This is a genomic window from Hymenobacter sp. UYCo722 (genome assembly GCF_040547115.1).
Classification (GTDB): Bacteria; Bacteroidota; Bacteroidia; order Cytophagales; family Hymenobacteraceae; genus Hymenobacter.
Map to the genome: position 1 here is coordinate 306,665 of NZ_JBEPPC010000001.1, position 26,081 is coordinate 332,745.

Annotated in this window: 21 protein-coding genes; 13 read left to right on the forward strand and 8 right to left on the reverse strand. The window is 63.1% G+C overall.

What is annotated here, in order from left to right:
- Nucleotides 1-58 precede the first annotated feature (58 nt).
- From ABIB44_RS01370 to ABIB44_RS01390, 5 genes are all read left to right on the forward strand, one after another.
- A complete protein-coding gene (locus ABIB44_RS01370; protein ID WP_354582825.1) occupies nucleotides 59-1,351 on the forward strand; it encodes an MATE family efflux transporter in 1,293 nt (430 codons plus the stop codon).
- Nucleotides 1,352-1,361: 10 nt separating this feature from the next.
- Nucleotides 1,362-2,327, forward strand: coding sequence for a glycosyltransferase family 2 protein (locus tag ABIB44_RS01375; protein WP_354582826.1), 966 nt, complete (start codon nucleotides 1,362-1,364; stop codon nucleotides 2,325-2,327).
- A gap of 98 nt (nucleotides 2,328-2,425) precedes the next feature.
- Nucleotides 2,426-4,159, forward strand: coding sequence for a hypothetical protein (locus ABIB44_RS01380; RefSeq protein WP_354582827.1), 1,734 nt, complete (start codon nucleotides 2,426-2,428; stop codon nucleotides 4,157-4,159).
- A 146-nt stretch (nucleotides 4,160-4,305) separates the two neighbouring features.
- Nucleotides 4,306-5,286, forward strand: a complete 981-nt coding sequence (locus ABIB44_RS01385; RefSeq protein ID WP_354582828.1) for an acyl-ACP desaturase — start codon at nucleotides 4,306-4,308, stop codon at nucleotides 5,284-5,286.
- Nucleotides 5,287-5,539: 253 nt separating this feature from the next.
- The gene (locus ABIB44_RS01390; protein WP_354582829.1) at nucleotides 5,540-6,982 is read left to right on the forward strand and encodes a dihydrolipoyl dehydrogenase family protein; all 1,443 of its coding nucleotides are present in this window, start codon (nucleotides 5,540-5,542) and stop codon (nucleotides 6,980-6,982) included.
- 63 nt (nucleotides 6,983-7,045) lie between these two features.
- Here the strand turns inward: ABIB44_RS01390 and ABIB44_RS01395 are convergent, their stop codons facing one another.
- Complete coding sequence (locus tag ABIB44_RS01395) at nucleotides 7,046-7,807, reverse strand: TIGR04283 family arsenosugar biosynthesis glycosyltransferase (RefSeq protein WP_354582830.1); 762 nt, start codon at nucleotides 7,805-7,807, stop codon at nucleotides 7,046-7,048.
- A gap of 242 nt (nucleotides 7,808-8,049) precedes the next feature.
- Between ABIB44_RS01395 and ABIB44_RS01400 the strand changes: the two genes are divergently transcribed.
- Complete coding sequence (locus tag ABIB44_RS01400; protein ID WP_354582831.1) at nucleotides 8,050-8,925, forward strand: sterol desaturase family protein; 876 nt, start codon at nucleotides 8,050-8,052, stop codon at nucleotides 8,923-8,925.
- Nucleotides 8,926-8,929: 4 nt separating this feature from the next.
- Here the strand turns inward: ABIB44_RS01400 and ABIB44_RS01405 are convergent, their stop codons facing one another.
- Nucleotides 8,930-9,211, reverse strand: coding sequence for a DUF427 domain-containing protein (locus tag ABIB44_RS01405; RefSeq protein ID WP_354582832.1), 282 nt, complete (start codon nucleotides 9,209-9,211; stop codon nucleotides 8,930-8,932).
- 150 nt (nucleotides 9,212-9,361) lie between these two features.
- Between ABIB44_RS01405 and ABIB44_RS01410 the strand changes: the two genes are divergently transcribed.
- Nucleotides 9,362-10,468, forward strand: a complete 1,107-nt coding sequence (locus ABIB44_RS01410) for a vWA domain-containing protein (protein ID WP_354582833.1) — start codon at nucleotides 9,362-9,364, stop codon at nucleotides 10,466-10,468.
- 123 nt (nucleotides 10,469-10,591) lie between these two features.
- Nucleotides 10,592-12,139, forward strand: coding sequence for a sigma 54-interacting transcriptional regulator (locus ABIB44_RS01415; RefSeq protein ID WP_354582834.1), 1,548 nt, complete (start codon nucleotides 10,592-10,594; stop codon nucleotides 12,137-12,139).
- A gap of 111 nt (nucleotides 12,140-12,250) precedes the next feature.
- Here the strand turns inward: ABIB44_RS01415 and ABIB44_RS01420 are convergent, their stop codons facing one another.
- Both ABIB44_RS01420 and ABIB44_RS01425 read right to left on the reverse strand, forming a co-directional pair.
- The gene (locus ABIB44_RS01420) at nucleotides 12,251-13,756 is read right to left on the reverse strand and encodes an alpha-amylase (protein ID WP_354582835.1); all 1,506 of its coding nucleotides are present in this window, start codon (nucleotides 13,754-13,756) and stop codon (nucleotides 12,251-12,253) included.
- A gap of 434 nt (nucleotides 13,757-14,190) precedes the next feature.
- A complete protein-coding gene (locus ABIB44_RS01425; protein WP_354582836.1) occupies nucleotides 14,191-15,954 on the reverse strand; it encodes a M14 family metallopeptidase in 1,764 nt (587 codons plus the stop codon).
- Between the two features lie 174 nt (nucleotides 15,955-16,128).
- On the opposite strand from ABIB44_RS01425, the gene surE reads away from it, so the two are divergent.
- The gene (gene surE / locus ABIB44_RS01430; RefSeq protein ID WP_354582837.1) at nucleotides 16,129-16,983 is read left to right on the forward strand and encodes a 5'/3'-nucleotidase SurE; all 855 of its coding nucleotides are present in this window, start codon (nucleotides 16,129-16,131) and stop codon (nucleotides 16,981-16,983) included.
- 170 nt (nucleotides 16,984-17,153) lie between these two features.
- On the opposite strand, the gene ABIB44_RS01435 is transcribed toward surE, so the two are convergent.
- The 3 genes from ABIB44_RS01435 to ABIB44_RS01445 form a co-directional block, all read right to left on the reverse strand.
- Nucleotides 17,154-17,351 (reverse strand): hypothetical protein, encoded by a 198-nt coding sequence (locus ABIB44_RS01435; RefSeq protein ID WP_354582838.1) that lies wholly within the window; start codon nucleotides 17,349-17,351, stop codon nucleotides 17,154-17,156.
- 36 nt (nucleotides 17,352-17,387) lie between these two features.
- Complete coding sequence (locus tag ABIB44_RS01440; RefSeq protein ID WP_354582839.1) at nucleotides 17,388-18,767, reverse strand: sensor histidine kinase; 1,380 nt, start codon at nucleotides 18,765-18,767, stop codon at nucleotides 17,388-17,390.
- A gap of 146 nt (nucleotides 18,768-18,913) precedes the next feature.
- The gene (locus ABIB44_RS01445; protein WP_354582840.1) at nucleotides 18,914-19,600 is read right to left on the reverse strand and encodes a response regulator transcription factor; all 687 of its coding nucleotides are present in this window, start codon (nucleotides 19,598-19,600) and stop codon (nucleotides 18,914-18,916) included.
- A gap of 219 nt (nucleotides 19,601-19,819) precedes the next feature.
- Between ABIB44_RS01445 and ABIB44_RS01450 the strand changes: the two genes are divergently transcribed.
- Both ABIB44_RS01450 and ABIB44_RS01455 read left to right on the forward strand, forming a co-directional pair.
- A complete protein-coding gene (locus tag ABIB44_RS01450; protein WP_354582841.1) occupies nucleotides 19,820-20,473 on the forward strand; it encodes a phosphoglycerate mutase family protein in 654 nt (217 codons plus the stop codon).
- 153 nt (nucleotides 20,474-20,626) lie between these two features.
- Nucleotides 20,627-22,072: a M20/M25/M40 family metallo-hydrolase gene (locus ABIB44_RS01455; RefSeq protein ID WP_354582842.1), complete on the forward strand. Its 1,446-nt coding sequence runs from the start codon at nucleotides 20,627-20,629 to the stop codon at nucleotides 22,070-22,072.
- Nucleotides 22,073-22,311: 239 nt separating this feature from the next.
- Here the strand turns inward: ABIB44_RS01455 and ABIB44_RS01460 are convergent, their stop codons facing one another.
- Nucleotides 22,312-23,154: an OmpA family protein gene (locus tag ABIB44_RS01460; protein WP_354582843.1), complete on the reverse strand. Its 843-nt coding sequence runs from the start codon at nucleotides 23,152-23,154 to the stop codon at nucleotides 22,312-22,314.
- 95 nt (nucleotides 23,155-23,249) lie between these two features.
- On the opposite strand from ABIB44_RS01460, the gene ABIB44_RS01465 reads away from it, so the two are divergent.
- Together ABIB44_RS01465 and ABIB44_RS01470 are read left to right on the forward strand one after the other, a co-directional pair.
- Nucleotides 23,250-25,124 (forward strand): S8 family serine peptidase, encoded by a 1,875-nt coding sequence (locus ABIB44_RS01465; RefSeq protein WP_354582844.1) that lies wholly within the window; start codon nucleotides 23,250-23,252, stop codon nucleotides 25,122-25,124.
- The gene (locus ABIB44_RS01470) at nucleotides 25,121-25,876 is read left to right on the forward strand and encodes a hypothetical protein (RefSeq protein ID WP_354582845.1); all 756 of its coding nucleotides are present in this window, start codon (nucleotides 25,121-25,123) and stop codon (nucleotides 25,874-25,876) included. Before ABIB44_RS01465 ends, ABIB44_RS01470 begins: the two co-directional genes overlap by 4 nt.
- Nucleotides 25,877-26,081: the final 205 nt, after the last annotated feature.

Below are 26,081 nucleotides of genomic sequence, written 5' to 3' on the forward strand. Positions count from 1 at the left end.
CCACTCGCCATGTCAGATGTGGCCCGGTGTGACAGTGCCGCCCGTTCTTTGTAAGCGTATGCCTGCCGAACTGCCCGAAGCCCCAAAATCTACTATCCGCCATTTCGTGCGCGGCTCGCTGGGTACGGGCGTGGCCGTGCTGGCGCGGGCGGGCGGCTCGCTCATCGTGAATAAGCTGGTGGCCACGCTGGCTCCGGCCGGCGGCCTCACCCTGCTGGCCCAGTTTCAGAACCTGATGGCTCTGCTTACTACGCTGCCCTACGATGGCGTGCAGGTGGGCCTGGTGAAATACCTCGCGCCCCTGCGGCCCGGCAGCCCCCGCTACCGCGCTTGGCTAGGCGCGGCCACCGTGCTGAACGCGGCGGCGCTGCTGCTGGGCGGGCTGGTACTGGCCCTGCGCGGGCTGCTGGATTGGGGCTGGGGTAGCCTGCTGGCTTTTATGCTGGGCATTGGCCTGATTACCGGGCAGGCCCTGCTGGGGAGCGTGCTGCTGGCCGCCGGCCGCCTGCGGGCCTACGTGGGCCTGACGGTGGTGCTGGCCGCGCTGGGCACCGCCGCCACTGCCGTCGCGCTGGGGGCCGGCTGGCCGCTGCCCCGGGTGCTGCTGGCCTACCTGCTGGCGCAGGGCCTCACGCTGCTGCCGGCGCTGGGGCTGGCCGCCCGGGCGGGCCTGCTGCGCGGGCTGCGGCCGTCCGCGCCCATCAGCCGGCTGGCGTTGCGCCGCCTCGGCCAATTCCTGCTGATGGCCGTGAGCACGTTGCTCTTCGGCAAGGCCGTGGACTACGTGCTGCGCGACTACTTGCTGGCCACGTATGGCCCGGCCCGCACCGACTTGTGGCAGGCCGTGGCCAAGCTTTCGGATAATTACACGATGGTGTTTTCGGCGGTGATGGGCAGCGTATTCTATCCGCGGCTGGCGGCGCTGGCAGGGCAACCGGGGGCGGCGCGGCAGTACCTGCGCGGCGTGCTGCTGCTGCTGGCCCCGGTGCTGGCCGCGGGCCTGGGGCTGATTTATGCCGGTCGGGCCTGGCTGCTGCCGCTGCTGTTTGCGCCGCGCCTGCTGGGGGCGCAGGTGCTGTTGGGGCCGCAGCTGCTGGGCGACTGGGCCAAGCTGCTGAGCTGGCTCTTCATTTTTCAGCTCACGGCGCGGGCGCGTACGGGGCCCTACGTAGCGGTGCAGGCGGGCTCAGCGGTGGTGTTTGCCGGGTTGCTGGTCTGGCTGCTCCCGCGCTACGGGCTGCAAGGGGCCGTGCTGGCCCACGCCGCCCGCTATGGCCTGCTGCTGGCCGGCTGCGGTTGGGTCCATTTAAGAATGCGGAATACCGGGAGCTTACCGGTGTTTTCTTTGTGAAACCCGCGCCATGTTCGATTCTTCACTTCTTATTCCGCCCGCTTCAATAGGCGAAGCGTTGCCGTTGGTAACCATCGTGGCGCTGTGCCACAACCACGCGCCGTTTTTGCGCGAAGCCCTCGACTCCATTCTGGCCCAGACTTACCCGCACCTGGAAGTATGGCTCGTGGATGATGCGAGTACCGACGGCAGCCCGGCTATTCTTCGGGATTACGCCGCCCGCAACCCCAGCTGGCACCTGCTGCTGCTGCCCGAAAACGTGGGCAACTGCCGCGCCTTCAATACGGCTTTCTTTCAGAGTAAAGGGGGCTTTATCATAGATTTCGCTACCGACGACGTGCTGCTGCCGGCGCGGGTGGCGCTGCAGGTAGCGCAGTTTCGGGCGGCTGAGGCCTCGGTGGGGGTGGTGTATTCCAACGCCGAGCTGATTGACGAGTCGGGTCGGTTTTTGGGCCTGCACCACCGGCCCGACGGCCGCGCGGGCCTGCGCCCGGTGCCGGCCAGCGGTTGGGTGTTTGCCGAGGTGCTGCGGCGCTACTTCATCAGCACGCCCACCATGATGATGCGCCGCGCCTGCCTCGCCAGCATGGGTGGCTACGACGAAACCCTGGCCTATGAGGACTTTGATTTTTGGGTGCGCGCCAGCCGCGACTGGCAGTTCTGCTACCTCGATGCCGTAACCACCCGCAAGCGCAAGCACCCGCGCAGCATGAGCGCCCGGGCCTACCGCCGCCACGACCCTTACCTGGCCACCACCACCCGGGTGTGCGCCAAGGCCCTGGCCCTGGCCCGCACCCCCGCCGAATTCGCCGCGCTGGCCGTGCGCCTGCGTTCCGAGCTGCGCCAGGCCGTGCGCCGCCACGCGCCCCCCGCCGATGTGCGGCCCTTGCTGGTCCTGCTGCGCCAGGTAGCCCGCCGCACGCCTCTCGACTGGGCCCTGGCTAGCTGGAACTGGCTGCGCGGCATGGCCGGCTAGGAGCCAAACTGCCCACCGGCCGGTCGGCGCACTGGTTTCTGCCGTTTCTTCGTGCTGCCCGAATTGTCGTGGGCCGTTATTTCCCGAATCCATCGTCCGTGCTGATAACCTCCCGCTCTGCCGTATTTGCCCGCGTGGTGCTGCTGCCGCTGCTGCTGGTGCTGGCCGTGGTGCTGGGCCTGGGCAGCTACTTCGAAACCAGCGACGATGGCACGCTGGCCTGGCTGTTCTCGGGGGTGCTGGCCTCGCGGCCGGTGGTTTCGGTGCCGCTGTATCTGCACGGCTATGGGCATTTGCTGGCGGCGGCCTACGCGGTTGCGCCGGCCGTGCCCTGGCTGGGGCTGCTGCTGGCCGCGTTGCTCGCGGGCGCTACCGCCTTGTGGTTTGCGGTGCTGGAGCGACTGCTACGGCCCTGGCTGCGGCCGGGCTGGCTGACGCTGGCGCTAGCGCTGTTTTTCGGGCTGGCCTGGCTCGAGCATTGGCTGTGGTTCAGCCACGCGCGGGTGGCGCTGCTGCTGGCGGCCGGGGGCGTGCTCTTCGCGGCGCAGCGGCCCGGGCGGCGTGGGCCGCTGCTGCTGGCGCTGGGGGCGCTGCTGGCGGCCTGGCTCGTGCGGCCTGGGCTGGCCGGGCTGGCCTACGGGGCGGTTTGGCCGGCGGTGCTGCTGCTGGCCGGCAGCTGGCGCCGCGCCGCGCCGCTGCTGCTGAGTACGGGCTTGCTGCTGAGCTTGGCCTTCGGGCTGGCCGCCCTCAACCAAACCCCCGCCGAGGCCCGGGTGCAGGTCCGCGATGCCCGGCTGGCCCGAATTCTCGACTACGAGCAGCTGCGCCCGCACCCGCGCACCCCGGCCGACAGCCTGGGCACCGCCGCCATCGGGCTTTGGCTTTTGGGCGATTCCACGGTGGTCGACCCGGTGCTGCGCGGGACAGTCTACCGCTTTGAGGCTGCCGATTTTTGGGCGCGCGTGGTGCCGGCCAAGCTGGTGCTGCGCGCCGGGCTGCTGGTGCGCGACTATTTCCCCCTGCTGCTGGGGTTGCTGGCGACGGCCGGCGCGATGGTGCGCCGGCCCGGGACGAGGGCGCGGGGCTTCTGGCCGGTGCAACTGGGCTTTGCGGCGGGCCTGGTGGCGTTGGCAGGCGTCCTGAAGCTGCCGCCGCGCCTGGCGCTGCCCCTGCTCGACTGCTGGCTGCTGACAAACCTGATTTTTTGGCTGCAAACGCTCCTGCCGGCGGCCGCCGCTTCCACCGATATCGGCGACCGGGCGGCACCACCTTTCCGGCGAGCGGGGCCGGAAGCGGGATTTTTCGGGACTAACCTTCAGCCGCTCGGGCGCTTTCTGATTTATGGTTCATTGATAGCCGTTGTCAGCCTGTACACCGCCAAAACCTGGCACCGCCACCAAGTGCTGCAACGGGAGCGCTACCGGCACGAAAGCGCCCTGGCCGCCGTCAGCTACCGGGCAGGGCGGGTGCGGGTGCTGGCCGGCCCCAACGATTGGCTAAAAAGCCTTTCGCCCTTCCGCGCTTATTCTCCCGGCCCCGGTTCGGTACTGCTGCTTAGCGGCTGGCCCGCGCACGATGCCTCCCAGGCCCACCTGCGACGGGCGCTCACCGGCACCCCCGACCAAACCGAATGCCTTCGCCACCTGGCCCGGCGCGTTGCGCCTGCTGCTGAGGTCGTTTGGCTGCTCACGCCCGAAACGGCGCAATGGCTCAACCGCCGCTCCCGCTGCGATGGGCCGGGCTTGCAGCTCGTACCCGAAACTTTGCCGCCGCCGGACGGTTCGGGTTTTCTCCCGCGGGAATACCGTGCACTAACCAGCTGCAAACCTTGATTTTGCCGCCTTCGAGGGCGATTTTTGCCTTTTTGGCCCACTCAATGCCATAATCTTATACCCGGCCCCTTCTGGTTCGGGCAGACCTTTGTTACGCGAAAAGCGTTTCTTCTTCATCACCCCCTCACGCTTTTTCGCCCTATCCCATGCAAACCTCCATATCGATAACCCGCGGCGAAGTCCTGCAACAGATGGAAGGGTTCGTGAAATCGAACATGAGCACCTTCCTCAAAAGCGTGGAAGAGAGCTGGCAACCCGCCGATTTCCTGCCCGATTCGCGCCACGACACCTTTTTTGACGAAGTAAAAGAGCTTCGCGAAAAAGCCGGCAGCCTCAGCTACGACCTGCTGGCCGTGCTCATCGGCGACACCATCACCGAAGAAGCCCTGCCTAACTACGAAGCCTGGTTTCACGAGCTCGACAACATCAACCGCGACCGCAACAACGGCTGGGCCGAGTGGATTCGCGGCTGGACGGCCGAAGAAAACCGCCACGGCGACCTGCTCAACCGCTACCTCTACCTGAGCGGCCGCGTGAACATGCGCGAGTTTGAAGTGAGCACCCAGTACCTCATCAACGACGCCTTCGACCTGGGCACGGCCAACGACCCGTACCGCGCTTTCATCTACACGAGCTACCAGGAGCAGGCCACCAACATTTCGCACCGCCGCGTGGGCCAGCTGGCCCGCACCGCCGGCGACGACCAGCTTTCTAAAATCTGCGGCATGATTGCCGGCGACGAAAACCGCCACGCCCGCGTGTACAAGTCCTTCGTAACCGAGATTTTTAAGGTCGACCCCTCCGAAATGATGCTGGCTTTCGAGGACATGATGCGCAAAAAGATTGTGATGCCCGCCCACTACATGCGCGAAATGGGCGTGGAAATGGGCAAAACCTTCGGCCACTTCACCGACGCCGCCCAACGCTTAGGCGTGTACACCAGCGCCGACTACACCGATATTCTTGATTCACTGATTGCCGACTGGGACATCGAACATCTGAAAGACCTCACCGGCGAGGCCGAGAAGGCCCGCGACTACGTGATGGCCCTGCCCAACCGCCTGCGCCGCGTGAGCGACCGGATGGCCGTGCCCAAGCTGGAATATAAATTCAAGTGGATTAGCTAAGCCACCAACGCAGTGGCATTTGCCGCCGCCCCTGTTTTCCCTCGTGGAAAATGGGAGCGGCGGTTTTGCTTTTGCCGGAGATTATTTAATGGATTGATTAATTGGCTTTTTCGCCAGCACGTATCCGCCGTGGAAGTGATGGAATGAAGCCCTGACCCAATGGCTAATGCTATTTGCCAGCTTCGCCGCAGGCTTAACGGCGCGCTTGACTCTGCCGTACACCCGATAACAGTTGCCTTCACTTTTGCTATTAATGACGGACTCTTCGTTTGATTTTGACCTCATCGTGCTGGGAGCCGGCTCGGCCGGCCTGGGGCTGAGCTTGTTCATGGCCCGCATAGAGCTCAAGGTATTGCTCATCGACCTCACTGCCGAGGACGTGGGCGGCGACTGCCTCAACCATGGCTGCGTGCCCAGCAAAGCACTCATTCATGTGTCGCGGCAGGTGCACCAGGCCCGGCAGGCGGCCCGTTTTGGGCTGGCCGTGAGTGGAGAGGTGGATATGAGCAAGGTGATGGAATATGTGCGCGAGCGGCAGGAAATTATCCGTCATCACGAAACCCCGGAATACCTGCGGGAGCTGGGCATCACGGTGGAAATAGGCCGCCCGAAATTCGTGGGCGAGCACGAGGTCGAAATCAACGGCGCGACGCATCGGGGCCGAAAAATAGTGGTGGCCACCGGCTCGGGACCGCGGCAATTGCAGGTGCCCGGTGCCGACCTGGTGCGCCTGTACGACAACCAGGACGTGTGGGACCTGCGCGAGCTGCCGCGCCGCCTGCTGGTGGTAGGTGGCGGCCCCAACGGCGTGGAGCTGGGGCAGGCTCTGCAACGGCTGGGTTCCCAGGTAACCATTGTGCACCACGGTGCCCGCCTGCTGGAGAAGGAGGACCCCGGCATCAGCCAGGTATTGGAGGCGCGGCTGCGTGCCGAGGGCATCGCCTTGCACCTGGAAGCCGAAGTAGCTTCGTTTGCTTCGGCCACTGAAGCTCGCATCAAGCCCGCGAAAGGGGAGGAGTTCGGGGTGGCGTTTGAGGCCGCTTACGTGGCCATCGGCCGCGAAGTGAGCTTCGACGGCTTGCAGCTGGACCGGGCCGGGGTAGCCGTGGACGAGAAGGGCCACATTAAGCTCGATGAGCACCTGCAAACCACCAACCCCGATATTTTTGTGGCCGGCGACGCGGCCAACTCGCTCAAATTTAGCCACGGGGCCGAGCTGCACGTCCGCCTGCTGCTGTTCAATTTCTTCTCGCCCCTGAAGAAGGCCCTGAGTTACGACCATTTTTCCTGGGTCACCTTCACCGACCCCGAAGTGGCGCACTTCGGCCTCGATGCCGCCGAGCTGGACCGGCGCGGCACACCCTACGAGCGTTGGGAAACTGACTTTGCCGACGATGACCGCGCCGTGGTAGACGACTACCGCTACGGCCGCCTGCTGCTCTTCATCGAGAAAAACCGCCTGCCCGTGCCGGGGCATAAGCGCCGCATTCTGGGCGGTGCCATGGTGGCCCCCGGTGCCGGCGAGCTGGTGCAGGAATTGATTCTGGCCAATGCCAGCGGCTTGGATATTAGCGAGCTATTCGACAAAGTGTACCCGTATCCCGTTGCTGCCCGCATCAATCAAAAGCTGATTGTGGAACACCGCGAGGTATCGCCGCTGCTGCAAAAGGCGCTGGATGTGGCCTACCGCCTGTAGTAGCGCCGGTAGCTGCGCGCAGCTACCCTACGCACTGGGCCGGCTACCCGGCCACAAGCCTTGCTACAGCTTGCCCTGCCGCACCAGCCGCCGATACAGGCGGAGCAGCTGCGCCTGCGGCAACCCCAGCCAGTACAGCACCGCGAGCCCAGTAAAAACCCCTTGCAGCCTGAATACCCCGTTGGCCAGGTACTTGCGCGCCGAGGTGGTTACGGCGCGCGGCAGCAGCCGAAACGGTGCCTGCGCCTGCAGCCGCTGCACCAGCTCCTGGTCTTCCATCAAATGCAGCTCTTCGCGGAAACCTCCCACTTGCTCGAACAGCTCGCGCCGCACAAACAGGCTTTGGTCGCCGAAGCGAACCAGCAGAATGGGTAGGCGCGTGCACCAGGCGGAAAAGCGCAGAAACCAGTGTGGGTGGTCGAATGCCAGCCGAAAGCAGCCGCTGCCATAGCCCTGGGCAGCCGCCTGCCGCAATTCAATCAGAAAGCCGGGTGGGGGGAAGGAATCGGCGTGCAAAAAGTATAGCAGCCTGCCGCTGCTGTGCTGAGCGCCGTGGTTCAGTTGCGCGGCGCGGCCTTTGCGCGGGCAGCGCAGCACAGTGGCCCCGTATTGCCGGGCCAGCGCGCGGGTGCCGTCGGTACTGCCGCCATCGGCCACCACGATGTCCACGGCTTCGTCGTGGGCCGCTTGCTGTCCCAGCCACTTCAGCAGCTCACCGATAATCTCGGCTTCATTGTAAGTAGGAATAATAATGCTTACGCCCGCCTGCACCCCAATATGCGGCGTAGCAACGTGGCAGGCCGGTGCCGGGGTGGAGTGAAGCATCAGGAGCGCATAAGTGGGAAGCGTAACTAAGGAATGCCCGGCGGGTGGCGTCGTCTCACCCATTTTTTCTACGGGCCCATCCGGCTGGTGTTGCCCCCGGCGGCAATTTTGGGCTGAACGAGTTGCTCGAGTCACGTAGCAGCCAACAACCCGGTACGGCACCAGTGTTTGTACCTGCCGGCTCATAAAACCCGTACAGTAAGTACCGGCAGCTGTCGGCTTCACCTCGCCCCAGGCACGTTATGTTCTTTGCCGTTACCGAATCCAACTTACTTCGCCGGTTCGACCGCTGGGCCGGTCCGGCGCTGGCCGTCGTGGCCCTGGGCTTGTTGGTGCTCGAAACCCGTCGCCCACTTCGCCGCCGCGTCCGGCCCCGGCCCGAGCGCTGGCTGCGCAACGTGGGCGTAGCGGTGCCCTCGCTGCCCGCCATGCGCCTCACGCTGCTGCCCGCGATGGTGGGCTTGGCCCAGTACCTGGCCCCCCGCCGCCCGCTGCTGGCCCGCGTTCCCGAGCCCCTGCGCCTCACCCTGGAAGTACTGGCCCTCGACTATATTGGCTACACCTGGCACCGGCTGCTGCACGCGCCGCTGCTCTGGCGCCTGCACCGCGTGCACCACAACGACCTTGACATGGACCTGACCACCGCCTGGCGTTTCCACGCCGGCGAGATGCTGGCCAGTATTCCGTACCGTGCTGGCCTGCCGGCCCTGCTGGGTGTGCGCCCGGCCACGGTAGTGGGCTTTGAGGCTGTGTTTGAGGCCTGCACGGCCTTTCATCATAGCAACAGCCGCCTGCCCTTCGGCTTTGAAAAGCAGCTGGCTAAATTGCTGGTAACTCCCCGCGCCCACGGCATCCATCACTCGCAGGTGCAGCGCGAAACGGACAGCAACTTCGGGGTGGTGCTCACCCTCTGGGACCGTCTGCACCGGACTCTGCGCCTCAATGTGCCGCAGCAGGAGGTTACCATTGGGGTACCCGCCTATTCCGACCCGGCCGCCCAAACCGTGGTCCGGCTGCTGGCCCTGCCGCTGGCCCCGCTGCGCCCCTGGGCCCGGCCCGACGGCTCGGTGCCCACCCGGGCGGAGTTACCCGGCCAGCAGGTGGTGCTGGCCGAGTAGCATCCTATTTTTCTACAGTCACGCCTTTCCAAAAAGCCACGCGGCCTTCGATGTTCTTGGCGGCATCCTTGGGTTCAGGATAATACCAGGCGGCATCCTTGTTCTTTTCGCCGTTCACATTCAGCGAGTAGTAGCTGGCGCGGCCCTTCCAGGGGCAGCTGGTTTGAGCAACGCTGTCTTCGAAAAACTCCTTTTTAATGGAGTCGGCGGGGAAATAGTGGTTGTTCTCGACGACCACGGTGTCGTTGCTCTCGGCTACGACGGTATTGTTCCAGATGGCTTTCATGGGAAAGTGAGGTGAGCGTTGGCTTGCCGTGCTGCAAAAGGCAGACGGCGGTGGATACCTTACGGCGAGCGAAAGCTCACCGCACGATTCAAATTGAACATTGCCCGCGCTGTTGTTGTTTTCCGGGCCTATCCTGAAAGAAGAATTATTATGGCCGTTGGCTTCCGCTTCCGCGATTTTGTGCCCGAAGACCAGCCCGAAAAGGGCTTTGAGTCGTTGTTTAAGCTCTTTATGCAGCTTGTTACCATCACCTCCGGCGATGTGGGTGAGGCCCTGTCCTGGCTCAACGAGCTCGACAAGCAGTATAGCCTGACCGACGACAACTACGGGATGGGCAACTTCATCGATGACCTGAAGAAAAAGGGCTATATCGATGAGAATGAGCAGCAAAAGGGCGAGTTTAAGATTACCCCCAAAACGGAGCAGGGCATCCGCAAAAGTGCGCTGGAGGAGATTTTCGGTAAGCTCAAAAAAAGCAGCACCGGCAACCACCGCACGCCCCACACCGGCCAGGGCGACGAGCAGAGCACCGACCTGCGCGAGTTTCGCTTCGGCGATTCGCTGGAGTCGATTCAGATGACCGAGTCCATTCGCAATGCCCAGCTCAACCACGGCATGGACGACGACAACTTCATGCTGACCGAAGGCGACCTGGAGGTGCGCGAAAACGAGCACAAGTCCCAGACCAGCACCGTGCTGATGATTGACATTTCGCACTCGATGATTCTGTACGGCGAAGACCGCATCACGCCGGCCAAAAAGGTGGCCATGGCCCTGGCCGAGCTGGTGAAGCAGAAATACCCCAAGGATTTTCTCGACGTCATCGTGTTTGGCAACGACGCCTGGCAGATTGAAATCAAGGACCTGCCCTACCTGCAAGTGGGCCCGTACCACACCAACACCGTGGCCGGCCTGGAACTGGCCATGGACCTGCTCCGCAAGCGCAAAACGCCCAACAAGCAGATTTTCATGATTACCGACGGTAAGCCAACATGCCTGAAAGAGGCCGGCGGCTACTACAAAAACTCCTTCGGCCTCGACCGCAAGGTGGTGAACAAAACCTTGAACCTGGCCGCCGCCGCCCGCCGCGTCAAGATTCCGATTACCACCTTCATGATTACCTCCGACCCGTATCTGCAGAAATTTGTGGAGGAGTTTACCGAGGTGAACCAGGGCAAGGCGTATTATTCGGGCCTGAAAGGGCTGGGCCACCTGGTGTTCGAGGACTACAAGAAAAACCGCCGTAAGACGCTGTAACCACCTGTCAGGCTGACGAAGGAAGCAACTTATCACGGCGGCCCGGATTAGCACTTATTTACTCACACGGCGCGGACGTGATAAGGTCCTTCGCGCTGTTCAGGATGACATTCAACCCCCTTCATGGCTAACCAACCGCTTCCAACCAACCACTCCGCACACATCACCACTCTGGGCCAGCTTAAAAAGTCTGGCTATAAACCCCGTACCGTTAAGCAGGAGCTGCGGGAAAATCTGATTCGCAAACTGCGCGTCAAAGAAGACGTTTTCCCCGGCATTTTCGGCTACGACGAAACCGTGATTCCGGAGCTGCAACGCGCCATTCTGGCCGGGCACCACATCAACCTGCTGGGTTTGCGTGGGCAGGCCAAAACCCGCATCGCCCGGCTGCTGATTAACCTGCTCGACGATTACATGCCCATCGTGGCTGGTTCCGAGCTGAACGATGACCCCTTGCAGCCGCTGTCGGTGTTCGCCAAAAACCTGATTGCCGAGCACGGCGACGCCACGCCTGTGGCCTGGATGCACCGCGACGACCGCTACACCGAAAAGCTGGCTACGCCCGACGTGTCGGTGGCCGACCTCATCGGCGACGCCGACCCCATCAAGGCCGCCACGCTAAAGCTGCCGTATTCCGATGAGCGGGTGATTCACTTCGGATTGATTCCGCGGGCCCACCGGGGCATTTTCGTGATAAACGAATTGCCCGACTTGCAGGCCCGCATCCAGGTTTCGCTGTTCAATATTTTGCAGGAAGGCGACATCCAGATTCGCGGTTTTAAGGTGCGGCTGCCGCTCGATATTCAGTTCGTGTTCACGGCCAACCCGGAGGACTATACCAACCGGGGCAGCATCGTGACGCCGCTCAAAGACCGGATTGATGCCCAGATTATCACGCACTATCCCAAGTCGATTGAAATTGGCAAGCGTATCACAAAGCAGGAAGCCCGCATCAAAGACGAGCAGAAGGGCATGGTGACGAGCAACGAAGTCATCCACGACCTCGTGGAGCAGGTGGCCGTGGAAGCGCGCGGCTCTGAGTTCGTGGACGCTAAGTCGGGCGTATCGGCCCGCCTCACCATCTCGGCCTACGAGCAGGTGATTGCCGGAGCCGAGCGCCGGGCGCTGGTGAATGGCGAAAGCAACACCTACGTGCGGCTGGGCGACTTTATTTCGGCGGTGCCCGCCGTGACGGGCAAGGTGGAGCTGGTGTATGAAGGCGAGCAGGAGGGAGCCGGCATCGTGGCCGAGAAGCTCATGGGCAAGGCCATCCGCACGCTGTTCCTGAACTACTTCCCCGACCCCGACAAGAGCAAAAAGCTCAAAAACCGCGTTTCGCCCTACAAGGCCATTCAGGAGTGGTTCGGCAACGGCCATACCCTGGATTTGCTGCACGATGCCAGCGCCGAGGATTATAAAAAGGCCCTCGACCAGGTGCCCGGCCTGCGCGATATCGTGACCGAGCTGCACCCCAACGAGACGCCCGAGCACACGTATTTCCTCATGGAATTCCTGCTCCACGGCCTGAGCGAGCACAGCCTGATTTCGCGCAACCGCCTCACGGCCGGTGCGCAGTTTAAGGATTTGCTCTCGTCGATGTTCACCATGCCCACCTTTGGCGATGATGAGGACGATGAGGACGAAGAGGAGAAGCCGCGCCGCCGCCGGTAATTGCCGCAGTGGCCCGCACAAAAACGCCCCGCGTACCAATTGGTGCGCGGGGCGTTTTATGTAAAGACACATTCTCGCGTCTCGGCAGGCATTGCTAGCGCGAAGCGCTGCTTAGTTGGGTACCCACACCGACCACGAGCGGGCCTGCACCGGGAAATTGCCGTAGCCGTTGCCGTCGGTGGTGATGGTGCCGCCGTAGTTGCCGGTTTTGTCGGTGAGGGTAGCGTTTTTGAAGGGCGAGGTGATGCCTTTGGTACGAGCCCCGCCGCCGTCGTTCAGCACCAGCATCAGGCCCTTGTGGGTTGCGTCGCCGGCCCGCGAGTAGGCGTAGTAGTCGGCGTCGTCGACGCTGGTGTATTCATAAGAAGCGCCGTAGGCGTTGGCCTTGCGCACGGCGGTCAGCTTCTTGATTTGGGTGCCCAGACCGTATTCGTAAAAGTCGCGGTAGAACACGCAGGGGTAGCCTTTTTCACGGGTCAGGATGTAGGCGTAGGCCAGCATTTTCAGGTTAACGACCGGCGAAAAAAGTGCGCCGCCGGTTTGGTCAGTATCGTGGTTATCCACGAACGACACCGACAGCGGCCCGTTGGCTTCCGTGAAGCCGGCGAACTGCAGCCCGCGCATGTCCCAGCCCCCGTTGCCGCTGCTCATGTTCTGGAAGGTGTAGTGCAGGGGCACGTCGAACAGGCTGGTGCGCCCGCCGGTGCTGGCGGCGTAGTTGTTCAGGTCGCTCAGGTTACGGAACCAGGCTTCGCTCACGGCAAAGCGGCCCGAAGTGCCCTTCACCGCATCCAGCCACTGGTTCACGAACGAGGTGAGCATGTGCTTGGTGGCATCCAGCCGGTAGCCGTCGAGGCTGAGTTTGGTGGTCATCCAGTTGCCCCAGCTGATGGTTTCGTTGCGCTGGTTCACGTCGGCGTAGCGGATTTCTGAACCCAGCAGGTTGTCGTAGGCATCGCCGTTGGCGTAGGGCTGGAAGTCGTAGGCGTTCCATTGGTACCAGCCGTTGTTGGGGGCTTGCTGGGTAGCGTTGAAGTTATAGTAGTGCCACTTGTAGCTGCTGTAGGTGTTGCCCCGGCCGGGGTAGTAGAAACTGGTGTACACGTTGTAGTTGGTGCCGCCCACGTTGAACTGCTCCTGCGCGTCGGCCGACGTGAGGTGGTTCATCACCATGTCTTCGTATACCTGCACGCCCTGCCCGTGCAGCGCCGTAATGCAGCCTTGCAGCTGCGCCAAGGTGCCATAGCGCGTGGCCACGGTGCCCTTTTGGTTGAACTCGCCGAGGTCGTACCGGTCGTACACGCCGTAGCCCACATCCTGCGCGCCCGAGCCCTTATATGCCGGCGGCAGCCACACGGCCGTGATGCCGGCCTGGCTCAATTCCGTGGCTTTGCTGCCCAGGTTTTGCCACCAGGTGCCGGCGGGCGTGCTGGTGGGCACGTCCCAGTAAAAGCCCTGCATCATCACCCCGTTCACGACGGTGGCGTTGGCGGCGGTACTGGCAACCGGAGCCGGCGTACCAGCACTTGGGTTGAGGTTTTCCTTGGCGCAGCCGCCCAGCGTGAGCAGGGCAACGGCCAAAGCGGCGCGGCTGGTGCCGCGTAGCAATGCTTTCATATGTGGTGGGAATTTTAGTGAGAAACACTGCAAGATATTAGCCGGGCCATATCTGTACAAAGTTCAAAAACTCCACTATGTATGCAGCGCCACTCTATCGGCATTGAAATTTAGATAATTGCAATAGTTTTGCGTAATACAAACGTTTGCAATTGTATCAATAATAAATTATGGCATTTAGAAATAAAATAACAGAAATGGGTGAGCACTCACTAATCCCGGTGAGTAAAGGGTTTCATTAGAAATATTACAAACGTTTGCGCAAAAACCCTCTTCGTTAAATCGAACTTTCACCCTCGCCTCATTGGCGGCCAATACTGCGTTTAAAAGCTGTTGGTGCGGAGGTGTTCTGCCCACTACGTCGTGCAGGCCCGACCCTGGTTTTAGAATTGCTGCTACTGCGCAAGGGCTGCCGGGCGGGCCTGAACGCGCCACTATTCGCCCACGCGGCCCGGTCCCAGCCAGCGGGATACCGGGTAGCGGTTGTGGCCGGGCTCGTGGTAGGCCGAGTTTTGGTACACCCACTCGAGCTGGGCGGGTCCGTTGGCGGCGAAGGCGGGGCTGGCCGCTTTCAGCTTCTCCAGCCGCTCGCGCAGCACCGGGTCGCGGCGCAGCAGGTCGGCAGCCACGTCTTCAAATACGTAATCAGAAAAATGCTCCTTTTGCTGCAGCACGCTGTCGAAGAAGCCCCAGGCGAAGAACGAGTCGGTGGCCTGGGGCTCCAGCGTTTCCATCAGGTAGCGGGTGGGCGCGGTGGCGTTGTTCAGGTAAACCACCAGGTCGCCGGCCGCGAACGTGGCCGGGGCCTCCACGGGGCGCACCTGCACCTGGCTGTGCACGTAGTGGCCCTCGAAGGGCTTGGGCGTGGTTTTAAAATCGGTGAAATAGTAGGTTTGCACGGGCACGGTAACGGCGTGGGCCAGCGGCTCCAGCGTGGCCCCGTTGCGGCGCAGCAGGTCGGCCACCTCCGTCCAGGCTTGGGGAATGATGTAGGCGGTGGGCCGGCTGGCCGTGGTAGTGGCCTTAAAGGTGTTGAAATACGGCACCGGCCGGGTGTAGGGCGCGGCGCGGTCGTAGTAGAGGCGGGGCTGGCCGCTCACCTCGCTGGGCTTCATCTTGCCCTCGTAGCCGCGAAACTGCACCGTTTCGGACTGGCTTTCATCGAGGGCCCAGGTGAGGGGGAAGCTGCTCTTGGCCTGCATGTCGGCGGCAGCCGTGGCGCGGGCGGCGGCCAGGGCCGGGGCCTGCCGGTCCAGGGTTTCGAGCATGGTGCGCAGGAAGTCGTAAGTGGCGTGCACGCGCGACGCAAAGGCCTTCAGCATGTGCGTTTCGGGCATAAAGCCGATGGTGTTGAACAGCGCCGCGTACCCGGTGGAGTAGCGCGGCGTTTCCAGAAATGCGCGCAGGCCGCTCTCGGGCGTTTGGCCCTCGAAGTCAACGTAGGGCGTCATGGGCCATTTTTTCTGGTTCATGCCCTGGTACAACGCGGGCAGTAGCTGGCTTTGCAGGTACTGGCCCAGCGCGGGGGCCAGCTTGCTGTGCTGGGTGGCAATCAGGGTGATGGTGTACTGGTAGTCGGCTCCGTTCGAGGTGTGGGTTTCCACGAACACATCGGGCTGCCACTTCTGAAACAGCGCCGCGAACGAGCGGGCGTTGCGCGACTCCTGCTTAATGTAGTCGCGGTTCAAATCGAGGTGCCGGGCGTTGCCCCGAAAGCCGTAGGCTACCGGCCCGTTCTGGTTCACGCGGGTGGTCGAGTTGCGGTTCAGCATGCCGTCGATGTTGTAGGTGGGCACGATAACCACTGTCACGCCGGCCAGCAGCTTCATCAGGGGCTTTTGCTGTAGCAGGTCCCGGGCCAGCATCATGCTCGCGTCAATGCCTTCGGGCTCACCGGGGTGGATGCCGTTCTGGATGAACAGCACGCGCCGGTTCTTGCGGCGGGTGCTGGCAGGGTCGGCGTCGCCGTCGGCACTCAGCACCACTTCGTGCAGGGGCTGGCCGCTGTCGGTGGGGCCGGCTTCGGCCAGGTGCAGGTGGGCCGGGTAAGCGGCGGCCAGCTTCTGATAATAGGCAAGGCACTCGGCGTAGGTGGCCGTCGTATTGCCGGCGGGGTCGTTTTCGAAGGGCGTGCGCCAGGCCGGGGTGGGCGGGGTGGGAGCAAGGGCCATGAGCGAGGCGAGGAGAACGGTGAACATAGTAGCGCGAACTTTGTAGTTCGCGTTCCCGTGCCGTGTGGCTGATGCACTGCCGGCGCGAGGACGCGAACCGCAAAGTTAGCTTCGCTGCCGGGCGGGCCACTCTGCGCCGCGCTTGCGCCGCCGGGGCTTCCGCTACCTTTGTTATCCGCTTCTCACTTCGCCGTTTCCCCTTTGAAAAAGCCTCTCATTCTCGTCTCCAACGACGACGGTATTACTGCCCCCGGCATCCGCCACCTCGTCGAAACCGTGCTGGCCCTGGGGGCCGAAGTAGTGGTCGTTGCCCCCGATTCGCCGCAGTCGGGCATGGGCCACGCCATCACCATCGGCAGCGCCCTGCGCCTCACCAAAAACCCGGTTTTCGGGCCCGAAGTGGAAGCTTACGAGTGTTCGGGCACCCCGGCCGACTGCGTAAAAATAGCCAAGCATTACATTTTGCGGGACCGCACACCCGACCTCGTCGTGTCGGGCATCAACCACGGCTCCAACGCCTCGGTGAACGTGCTGTACTCGGGCACGATGTCGGCCGCCATCGAGGCGGCCATCGAAGGGCTGCCGGCCATTGGCTTCTCCCTCTGCGAGTACGGCCCCAATGCCGACTTTTCGCACGCCGCCGAGTGGGTGGCCCAGGTGTGCCGCCACGCCTTGGCCCACGGGGTGCCCGCCGGCACGGCCCTGAACGTGAACATTCCTAAAAATTCCGATACGCCCATTGCCGGCCTGCGGCTGGCCCGCCAGGCCCGCGCCAAATGGGCCGAGAAGTTCGACCGCCGCCTCGACCCTTACCAGCGGCCTTATTACTGGCTGATGGGCACCTTTGAAAACCTCGACCTCGGTACCGACACCGACGAGTGGGCGCTGGCTAACAACTACGTCTCCATCGTGCCCTGTCAGTTCGACCTCACGGCCACGCATGGCCTCGCCCATCTCAGCCAACAGTGGGCGCTGCCGCTACCTGCGTCCGGCGATGCCGCGGTGCCGCCTCAGCCCGTCGCCTCGGAGGACTACGGCGTGGCTAACCAGAACTAAGGCTGACGTTTTATCTAATCTAGCCAGCAAAAGTTTAAGTCGTCGGGCAGAAGTAAGTGTATTGATTCTGAACGTCATGCTTCGACAAGCGGACGCCAGATGAAGCATGACTGCCTTTTTTGTATGGTTACTTTTGCGCGACTCCTCAGGAAACTGGCCAGCCAGCCCCGTTAGCCCGCGCGGTGCGCCACCGCGTGTACGGTTTTGCGGAGCAGCGGTACCACTGCCGACTTGCGAACCACCACCGGGGCCGCTAGCGGCCGGCCGGCTGGCCGGGTCTTGCGGTGCAACGCGGCCACTTCGGTACCCACCGCTATTGCGAGGACCAGCAGCAGGCTTGCAAGCAAGAATTTGATGAGGTTGGGCACGGGCGGTTGAATTACTGCCCGAAACTACCAACCCACCTATGAAGCCGGCATGAATCCCGCCACCAGCTTCGCCGACGGCTGGAAATCGAGGATAAAGGCGGTGCCCCGGCCCAGCTCCGATTCGGCCCGCAACGTGGCCCCGTGGAAGGTGGCAATGGTCTGGGCAATGGGCAGGCCAAGGCCGTAGCCTTCGGGCGCGCCCGGTGCGGTGCCCTGAAACCGCCGGAACCGGTCGAACAGGAACGGCAGATTCTCGGGTGCGATGCCCGGACCGGTGTCTTCCACCCGCAGCGTGTAGCCACCGTTGGCCGTGGCGCGGCCCAATATTAGAATCCGCCCGCCCGCCCGGTTATACTTGATGGCGTTGGAGAGCAGGTTGCGCAGCAGCGTGTGCAGCAGGCTGGCGTTGGCGTGGGGGTGCTCGTCGGGGCCGGTCAGGTCCACTTCTAGGGCAATGTCGCGCTGCTGGCGGCGGTCGTCCAGTTCCTCGGCCACGTCGGCTACCACGGCCGAGAGGTGCACGGCTTCGTTGCGCAGGTACTGTTCGTTTTCGATGTTGGCGATGAGCAGCAGCGTGCGCACGGTGTTGCGCAGCCGGTAGAGCGTGCGCTGCGATTCCACAATCTGCTGGGCGTGTTGCTCGGGCAGGGTGGGGTCCTGCAGCATGTTCTCGAAGCGCGACTGCAGGATGCTGGCCGGCGTGAGCAGCTCGTGGCTCACGTTGCTCATAAACTCGCGCTCCTTGGCGAAGGCCGACTGCACCTGCCGCATCAACGAATTCAGCCGGTCATCGAGCCGCCGAAAGTCCGTTGTGTCCGTATCGATGGCCTCAAAATCGAAGTCGGAAGGCTGGCGGATGCCCCGCAGCTTGCGGATGGTCAGCTCGCGCAGTGGTTCCAGCAAATAGTGCGCGAAGGCCGCGTCGGACACCACCGTGAGCAGCGAGGCGGCCACCAGCACCCAAAGCGCCAGGTTGCGCAGCGTGCCGGTAAGCAGCTCCACCGTTTCGAGCGAGGAGCCAATCTCAACCCGAAACGCGGGCTGCCCAACCGTTTCGGCGGGCCGCGCGAAGCTCAGAATGCGAAAATCCTCCACCTGCTGGTCTACCTGCCGGGGCTCTTCAAAAATGCGCTCGGCGGGCAGGGGCTTGCCCACCGGCAGGGGCGTCAGGGTGATGTACTCCTGCTTGAAGATGTTGTAGTCGGCATAGGTCTCGGCCCGTTCGCCCCGTTCAAAAGCTTGCAGACCATCGCGGGCAATGAGGGCCAGCACGTGCTGCTTCTTATCGCGCAGGTGCAAGTCGGTGTGCGCCACGGCCACCCGCTGCACGATGGGCGGAATCACCAGCGCCCCGAGCAGCACCAGCAGCAGCTTGGAAAGGGCATTGAACAGGGCCAGCTTGGCTTCGAGGCGCATGCGCTTCAATTAAAAATGAAGAATTAAAAATTAAAAATTGGGGAAGGCAGCGCTAAAAAGGACAGACTTCCCCATGTGAAATCCAGCCGGGATACCACGCCGCAACAAATAACCGTTGCTCATTCTTCATTTTTAAGCCTTCACTTTTAATTCCCCTCCGCCGCCCGGTAGCCGATGCCGCGCACGGTTTCCAGAAATTCGGCCGGGGCGAACTGGGCCAGCTTCTTCCGCACGTTTTTGATGTGCACGTCGATGTAGTTCGAGTCGGAATCGTCTTCGAGCACGTTGCCCCACAGGTGCTCGCCCAGCTGCAGGCGCGTGAGCACCCGGCCCCGGTGCAGCAGCAGGTAGTGAAGCAGGTCGAACTCCTTTTTAGTGAGGGGGACTTCCTGGTTGTCGTAGCGCACGGTGCGGGCATTGGCATCCATACTGAAACCGTTGCCAAAAGTGATTTCGGGCCGCTTGAGGTTGAACTTGCGCCGCGTAATGGCCTGCATCCGGCTGGTGAGTTCGAGCAGCGAGAAGGGCTTGGGCAGGTAGTCGTCGGCCCCGAGGTCGAGGCCCCGGATGCGGTCGTCGAGGGCACCACGCGCCGTGAGGATGATGAACGAGGCCTCCTGCTTATCATTCAGGCGGGCTTCCTTCAGCAGGTCGAGGCCGTCGCCGCCGGGCAGGCCCAGGTCGAGCAGCACGAAGTCGTAGCTGCTCACGTAGAGTTTTTCCGATGCTTCGGCGTAGGTGTAGGCCGAATCGACCAGGTACTGGGCCTGAAGCAGAAACTGGCGCATTTCCTGGTGCAGACTTTTTTCGTCTTCGATGAGCAAAACGTGCATAGGAAGGGGAGGAGGAGAGGTGGGAAAAGGGAAGCCGTGGCGAGGTGTGCCGGCCGTACTGCCGGGTCCGGCAGTATTTATAAGCACAACATACGACAGCCCTTGCTGAACGACGGATGAAGGCGCACACGTGATTTTTAGGTTATCAAGTCTGATAAGGCCAGAAAAACCGCGTAATTTGCCAGGGCGACATTCTTCCATTATTCCATTCCTTTCGCTATGAACCACTTGCTTACCCGATTCTCAAGCCTTTGCGCGCTGCTACTGCTGCTGGCCGTGGGCACCAGCCAAGCCCAGGCCCCGGCTGAGGCCAAGAAAATGAAGATGAAAATCAAGCCGCTCATCACCACGGTGTACATCGTGCGGCATGCCGAAAAAGATACTTTGGGCAAAGCCGACGACCCCGAGCTCTCGGCCGAGGGCCGCGCCCGCGCCTTGGCCCTGAGCCAAACCCTGGCCAAGCACCAGCCGGCTGCCCTTTTCACCACCGACACCAAACGCACCCGCGCCACGCTGGCCCCGCTGGCCGCCGCCACCAAGCTGGAGCCCCAGACCTACGACCCCAAGCGTGGCCGCGACCTGGCCGACCACATCCTGAAAGATTTCGCCGGCAAATCAGTGGTCATCGTGGGCCATTCCAACACGGTACTCTCGCTTATCGACGACTTTGGCGGCATTCCACCCGTCGACGAAGTCCAGGACAATGAATATGATTACCTGTTCACGGTGCGCGTGGCCCCAGGCATGCAGCCCACCGTCGAAACCCGCGGCTACGGGGCCGAGCGCCGCGAGCCGGTGGCCAGCCGCCTGCAAAAAACCAAGGACAAGGAAATGAAAATTCAGGCCAAGGCGCAAGCCAAGGCCGTGAAATAACAGCCAGCCCTAACCCAACCCAACCCATTCCGGCCGCCGGCGGTGTTTGCGTGCGTTCGGTATTCCGAGCGTGCTCAAACGCTGGCGGCGGCCGTACTTTCGCCCGGCTGCGGCTGTTTTGCCGTGGCTTCCTGCCGTCGTCCCATGTCGATTATGTTAAAGAGAATACTGCTGGGCGCGGGTGCCGCGCTGCTGCTGGCCGCGCCCACCGCGTCGGCTCAAACCCGCAAAAAGACCAAAGCCTCCGCTGCGTCTAAAGTCGTTGCTGCCGCCCCCCGGCCCGACCGCTCCGACTCGCTGGCCCTGCGCCGCCTCTTCGACGAGGCCTTGCTGCGGGGCGAGAGCTACGAGAACCTGCGCTACCTCACGGGTAGTATCGGGCCGCGCCTGTCGGGCTCGCCCCAGGCCCAGACGGCCGTGGAGTGGGGCAAGGCCACCATGGAAAAAGCCGGTTTCGACCGCGTATATCTGCAGCCGGTGATGGTGCCGCACTGGGTGCGCGGCGGCCGCGAGCGCGGCGAAATTGTGGGCAACAAGGGCAAGGAAGTAAAGGTGCCGGTGTGCGCGCTGGGCGGCTCGGTGGGCACCGGTGGCAAGCTGAAGGCCGGCGTGGTGGAAGTGCACAGCCTGGAGGAAGTAAAAAACATGCCCGAGGCGGCTGTAAAAGGCAAGTTCGTGTTCTACAACCGGCCGTTCAACGATGCGCTCATCGAGCCCGGCGCGGCTTACGGTGGGGCCGTAGACCAGCGGGCCTTGGGCGCGATTGAAGCCGCGAAGCGCGGGGCCGTGGGCGCGTTGGTGCGCTCGATGACCAGCGCCCGCGACGACAACCCCCACACCGGCACCATGCGCTACGACGAAGCCGTAGCCAAGGTGCCCGGCGCGGCCCTCAGTACCAATGCCGCCGACCAGCTCAGCCAGCTCCTCAAAGCCAACCCCGACCTGCAGTTCGAGCTGGAAATGGAGTGCATCACCCTGCCCGACGAAAAAAGCTTCAACGTAGTGGGCGAAATCAAGGGTAGCAAATTCCCGAACGAAATCATCACCGTAGGCGGCCACCTCGACTCTTGGGACCTGGCCCAGGGGGCCCACGACGACGGCACCGGCTGCGTGCAGAGCATGGAAGCCCTGCGCCTGCTGCGCGCCGCCGGCTTCAAGCCCGAGCGCACCATCCGGGCCGTGCTGTTTATGAACGAAGAAAATGGCACGCGCGGCGGCAACGAATACGCCCGCCTGGCCCAGCAGAACCAGGAAACCCACGTGGCGGCCATCGAGAGCGACGGCGGGGGCTTCACCCCGCGGGGCTTCACGCTGGAGGCCGACCCGGCCACGACGGCCAAAATCGCGCGCTGGGCCCCGCTATTCCGTCCTTACCACGCCGCCGACCTGCTGCCCGGCCACTCCGGCACCGACATCGAGCCCCTGGAGGCTGCCGTGCACCCGAAAGCCCTCATTGGCTACAAATGCGACTCGCAGCGCTATTTTGACATCCACCACACGTCCGCTGACACGTTCGACAAGGTGAACCGCCGCGAGTTGGAGCTTGGCGGGGCCAGCATGGCCGGCCTCATCTACCTGCTGAGCAAATACGGGCTGTAAAACCGTAGCAAAAAGGCGGTCATGCTGAGCGTAGTCGAAGCATCTCAACCGCAACAGTAATTATTTACTCACGCGATAGCGATACTTCGACTACGCTCAGCATGACGTTCCATTCAATACGATTACTTCTGCGTGACTGCTTAAATTGCGAGTAAGCTTGATTTGGGTCAAATTGAAATTAGAAAAACGGCCCTTCCCGCGCGAGCAAAAAGGGCCGTTTAAGTACTTAAAAATTAACGCTAGTTCTGCCCCAAAATCGAAAACAGCTCATCCAGCTTGGGAGTGAGAATAATGTCGGTGCGGCGGTTCAGGGCCTTGTTGGCGGGGGAGTCGTTGGCCACCAAGGGCATGTACATCGAACGGCCCGAGGGCGTAACCTGGGCGGGGTCCATGCCGGCGGTGGTCAGCAGGCGGGTGATTTCCGTGGCGCGCATCACGCTCAGGTCCCAGTTGTCTTTGGCCCCACTGGCGGTGGCTCCCTTGATGGGCACGTTGTCGGTGTGGCCTTCGACCAGCACGTTCACGTCCTTGTTGTCTTTGAGTGCCACTGCCAGCTTACGCAGCGCATCCTGGCCTTTGGGGTCCACTCTAATCGAGCCCGATTTAAAGAGCAGCTGCTCCGACAGTGACACGTATACTTTGCCATTCTTCACGCTCACCTGCAAATCCTGCGCGTTGAAGCCCAGCAGGGCATCCGAAACGCGCTGGCGCAGGGCTTTGGTGGCGGCATCTTTCTGAGCCAGGGCATTTTGCAGGTCGGCGATGCGGGCGTTTTTGCTTTGCAGGTCGGCATCCTTGCTCTGCAGGTCGGCATTTTTATTTTTGATGTCGGTTTCGGCATCACCCAGGTTCTGGTTCAGTTGGTTCACCTGCTGGTTTTTGCTGAGCAGTGAATTGCGCAGTGCTTCCTCGCTCCGGGCTTTGTCGGCGGCGAGGGCGGTTTTTTCCAGCGTCAGCTGGTCGCGCGATTTGGTGAGGTCGGTATTCTGCTGTTGCAGGGCCGCAATTTCTTTCTGGTTGCAGCCCGGCAGGGCCAGCAAGGTGGCACCGACTAACAGGGTGGGGAATAAGCGAAGGTTCATGAGCGGGAAAGAGCAGTAAAAAAGATATTTAGACCTGAAAAAGGTCCAGCCTTAAAACGGAGCCTACCGGCTGGGGTTACCTTTGGCAAAATTCTATGCACTTCTTTCCCTTCTTTTTGAAAGCGTGGCGGCGGCCGGTGGCCGTCGGACTGGTCCTGACGCTGCTGGGCGCGGCCGGCCCGGTAGCTGGGCAGAAGTGGTCTGTCGGTTCGACCTCCAATTCTGCGCAACCCACTGAGCGCTATTGGGTGACGTTGAAGGAGAAGAGTGGCGTCCGGTTCAACCCGCAGCGCTACTTCGCCCCCGAGGCCCTTGCCCGCCGCCGCCGTCAGCACCTGCCCGCTTTTGAAGCCACCGACCTGCCCGTGCGGCCCGATTACGTGGCCGCCATTAAGGTCCGAGTGGATACCATCACGCTGGTTAGCCGCTGGTTTAATGCCGTGAGCTGCCGGGCCACGCCCGCCCAGGCGGCGGCGCTGCGGGCGCTACCCGGCGTTAGCGGCGTAGTGCGCTGGCCCGGCCGCACAGTAGATGTGGCATCTCTGACACCTGAGCTGGAAGCCGCCGGTACTTCGGAAACGGAGGCTGGCGACGGTGACAAGGAAACGATTTCGGCCAACGACTACCTGCTGGCCCGCCGCCAGGTGGCCCACCTCGACGGGGCGGCCCTGCGCGCGGCGGGCTTGCAGGGCCGTGGCCTGCGCATTGCGGTGTTCGACGTAGGCTTTCGCGGCCTGCCTTCGCACCCGGCCTTCGCTGAGCTGGTCAGCAGCGGGCGCATCGTGGCCACCCATGATTTTCTGCGCAACCACGACGACGTGTTCGTGGGTGGTAGCCACGGTACCGAAGTGATGGGCTGCCTGGCCGGCCGCCTGCCCGCCGGCCCCAACGGCGCGCCAGGCCCGGCGCTGGGTCTGGCCCCCGCCGCCGAGTACCTGCTGGCCCGGACCGAGCAGCTGCACCGCGAGCGCTACGCCGAGGAAGAAGCCTGGCTGGCCGCCGTGGAGTGGGCCGACCGCCTCGGGGCCGACATCGTCAACTCCTCGCTGGCTTATACCGAGCAGCGCTACTTTCCCGAGCAGATGGACGGCCGCCGCAGCCTCATTGCCCGCGCCGCCAACCTGGCCGCCCGCAAAGGCCTGCTGGTGGTGACCGCTGCTGGCAACGACGGCGACGACGACTGGGTACGCATCGGCACGCCGGCCGATGCCGACTCGGCCCTGGCCATCGGCGGCCTCGACCCCGAAACCGGCCTGCACGTCGATTTTAGCTCCTACGGCCCCACGGCCGACCGCCGCCGCAAGCCTAATCTGGCGGCCTTCGGCATCGTGCTCACCACCACGCCCGGCGGCCGGTACGAGCGGCTGGAAGGCACTTCTTTTTCCGCGCCTCTCGTGGCCGGCCTGGCCGCCGCGCTGTGGCAGCGCCAGCGCCAGCTCACGGCCATGCAGCTGTTTGCGCAACTGGAGCAGGCGGGCGAATTGTACCCGTATTTCGACTACGCCCACGGCTACGGCCGGCCCCGGCTGGCGCGGGCGGCGGCGGGCGTAGTTCCGGCCCCGGTGGTGGCCACTTTCGATTTTGTGCCCCACGATAGCCTGGTGGCCGTTATTATCCGGCCCGAAGCTGCTCGTGCTCCTGCCACCGACCTGCCGCTGCTGGCCGACGACCCGGTAGTGAGCCTGGCCCCGGCCGCTACTGCCGGTCCGGCCGTTGCGCTCACGAACACCCCGCCGGTAGGGCAGGAAAAGCCGGTGCCAGCCGATGCCCCACCGCTGGTGCTGCTGCCCGAGCCCAGCTACCCGGCCTACCTCTACTGGAACCTGGCCGACCGCCGGGGCGTGCTGCGCCGCTACGAAACCCGCGCCGTGACGCAGCGCTTAGTAGTGCAGGTGCCGCGCCGCCTGTTGCGGGGCGGCGACGTGCTGCGGGTTCACTTCAAGGGCTATACCGCCACGTATTCGGAATGAGCGGCAACTTCGATTTCCTGGCAAGTCAATTTACCGGCTTGGTTTTTCGGCGCGGTAGTCTGCTGCTGATGCTGCTTATGGGGGCGGCGCAAACCGCGCGGGCGCAGCAGGTGCTGGTGCAGGCCAACGTGGCCAACGATACCGTGAAAACTACGTTTGGCCCCAACCGCCGCTGGTTTGGCCACGGCTACGTGGCGCTGGGGCTGGTGGCTGGCCCGGCCGAAACGGGGGCTGCCCTGTGCTACGGCTTCCCTTCGGCCGAAGCCCGGGTGGGAGGCCGGCTGAAGCTGCGCCTGAGCCAGTCGGTGGCGTTGTGCGGCGACTTAGCCTACGCCTACCAGCGCTATGAGCTGGCCCAGGAAGCCGGCAAACGGGTGCCCGCGCCCACGCTGCATCAGCGCGAAAACCTTGCCCTGCACCAGCTGGCCACCGAGGTAGCGCTACGCCTGAATTACGGCCGCCGGGGCAATGCCATCGGCAGCTACCTCGACCTGCTGGCCGGCGGCAGTTGGGCCGTCGGTACCCGCCACACTACCGAAGACGTGCCCGCGCCGGGTATTAGTTTTCTCGAAACCACCGAGAGTGGCTTGCCCTACCTGCGCCGTTTCGGGGGCAGCGCGGGAGTGCGGCTGGGGCTCGACCGCTATGCCCTGGTGGCCCGCTACCGGCTCACGCCGGCTTTTGCCAGCGACTACGCCGCCTGGCCCGAGCTACCGCGCTGGGTGGTTGGCATTGAAGTTGGCGTATTTTGAGCAGGCCGGAACAACGTGTTTTGCCCGCGCTGCTCGGATGCCGGCAACGCCGGCAAACCAATGCTTAGCCTTTCTGCGTAGAACGCCCGTTGCCAAGAATCATGCTGCTCGTGCGTCAGGATGTGCACCTTTTCGTGAAGGGCATATTAACGCATTCTATTTCCCCCATACCTTCGCCCAACCGGAGCCCCGGCGGCCCGCGTTT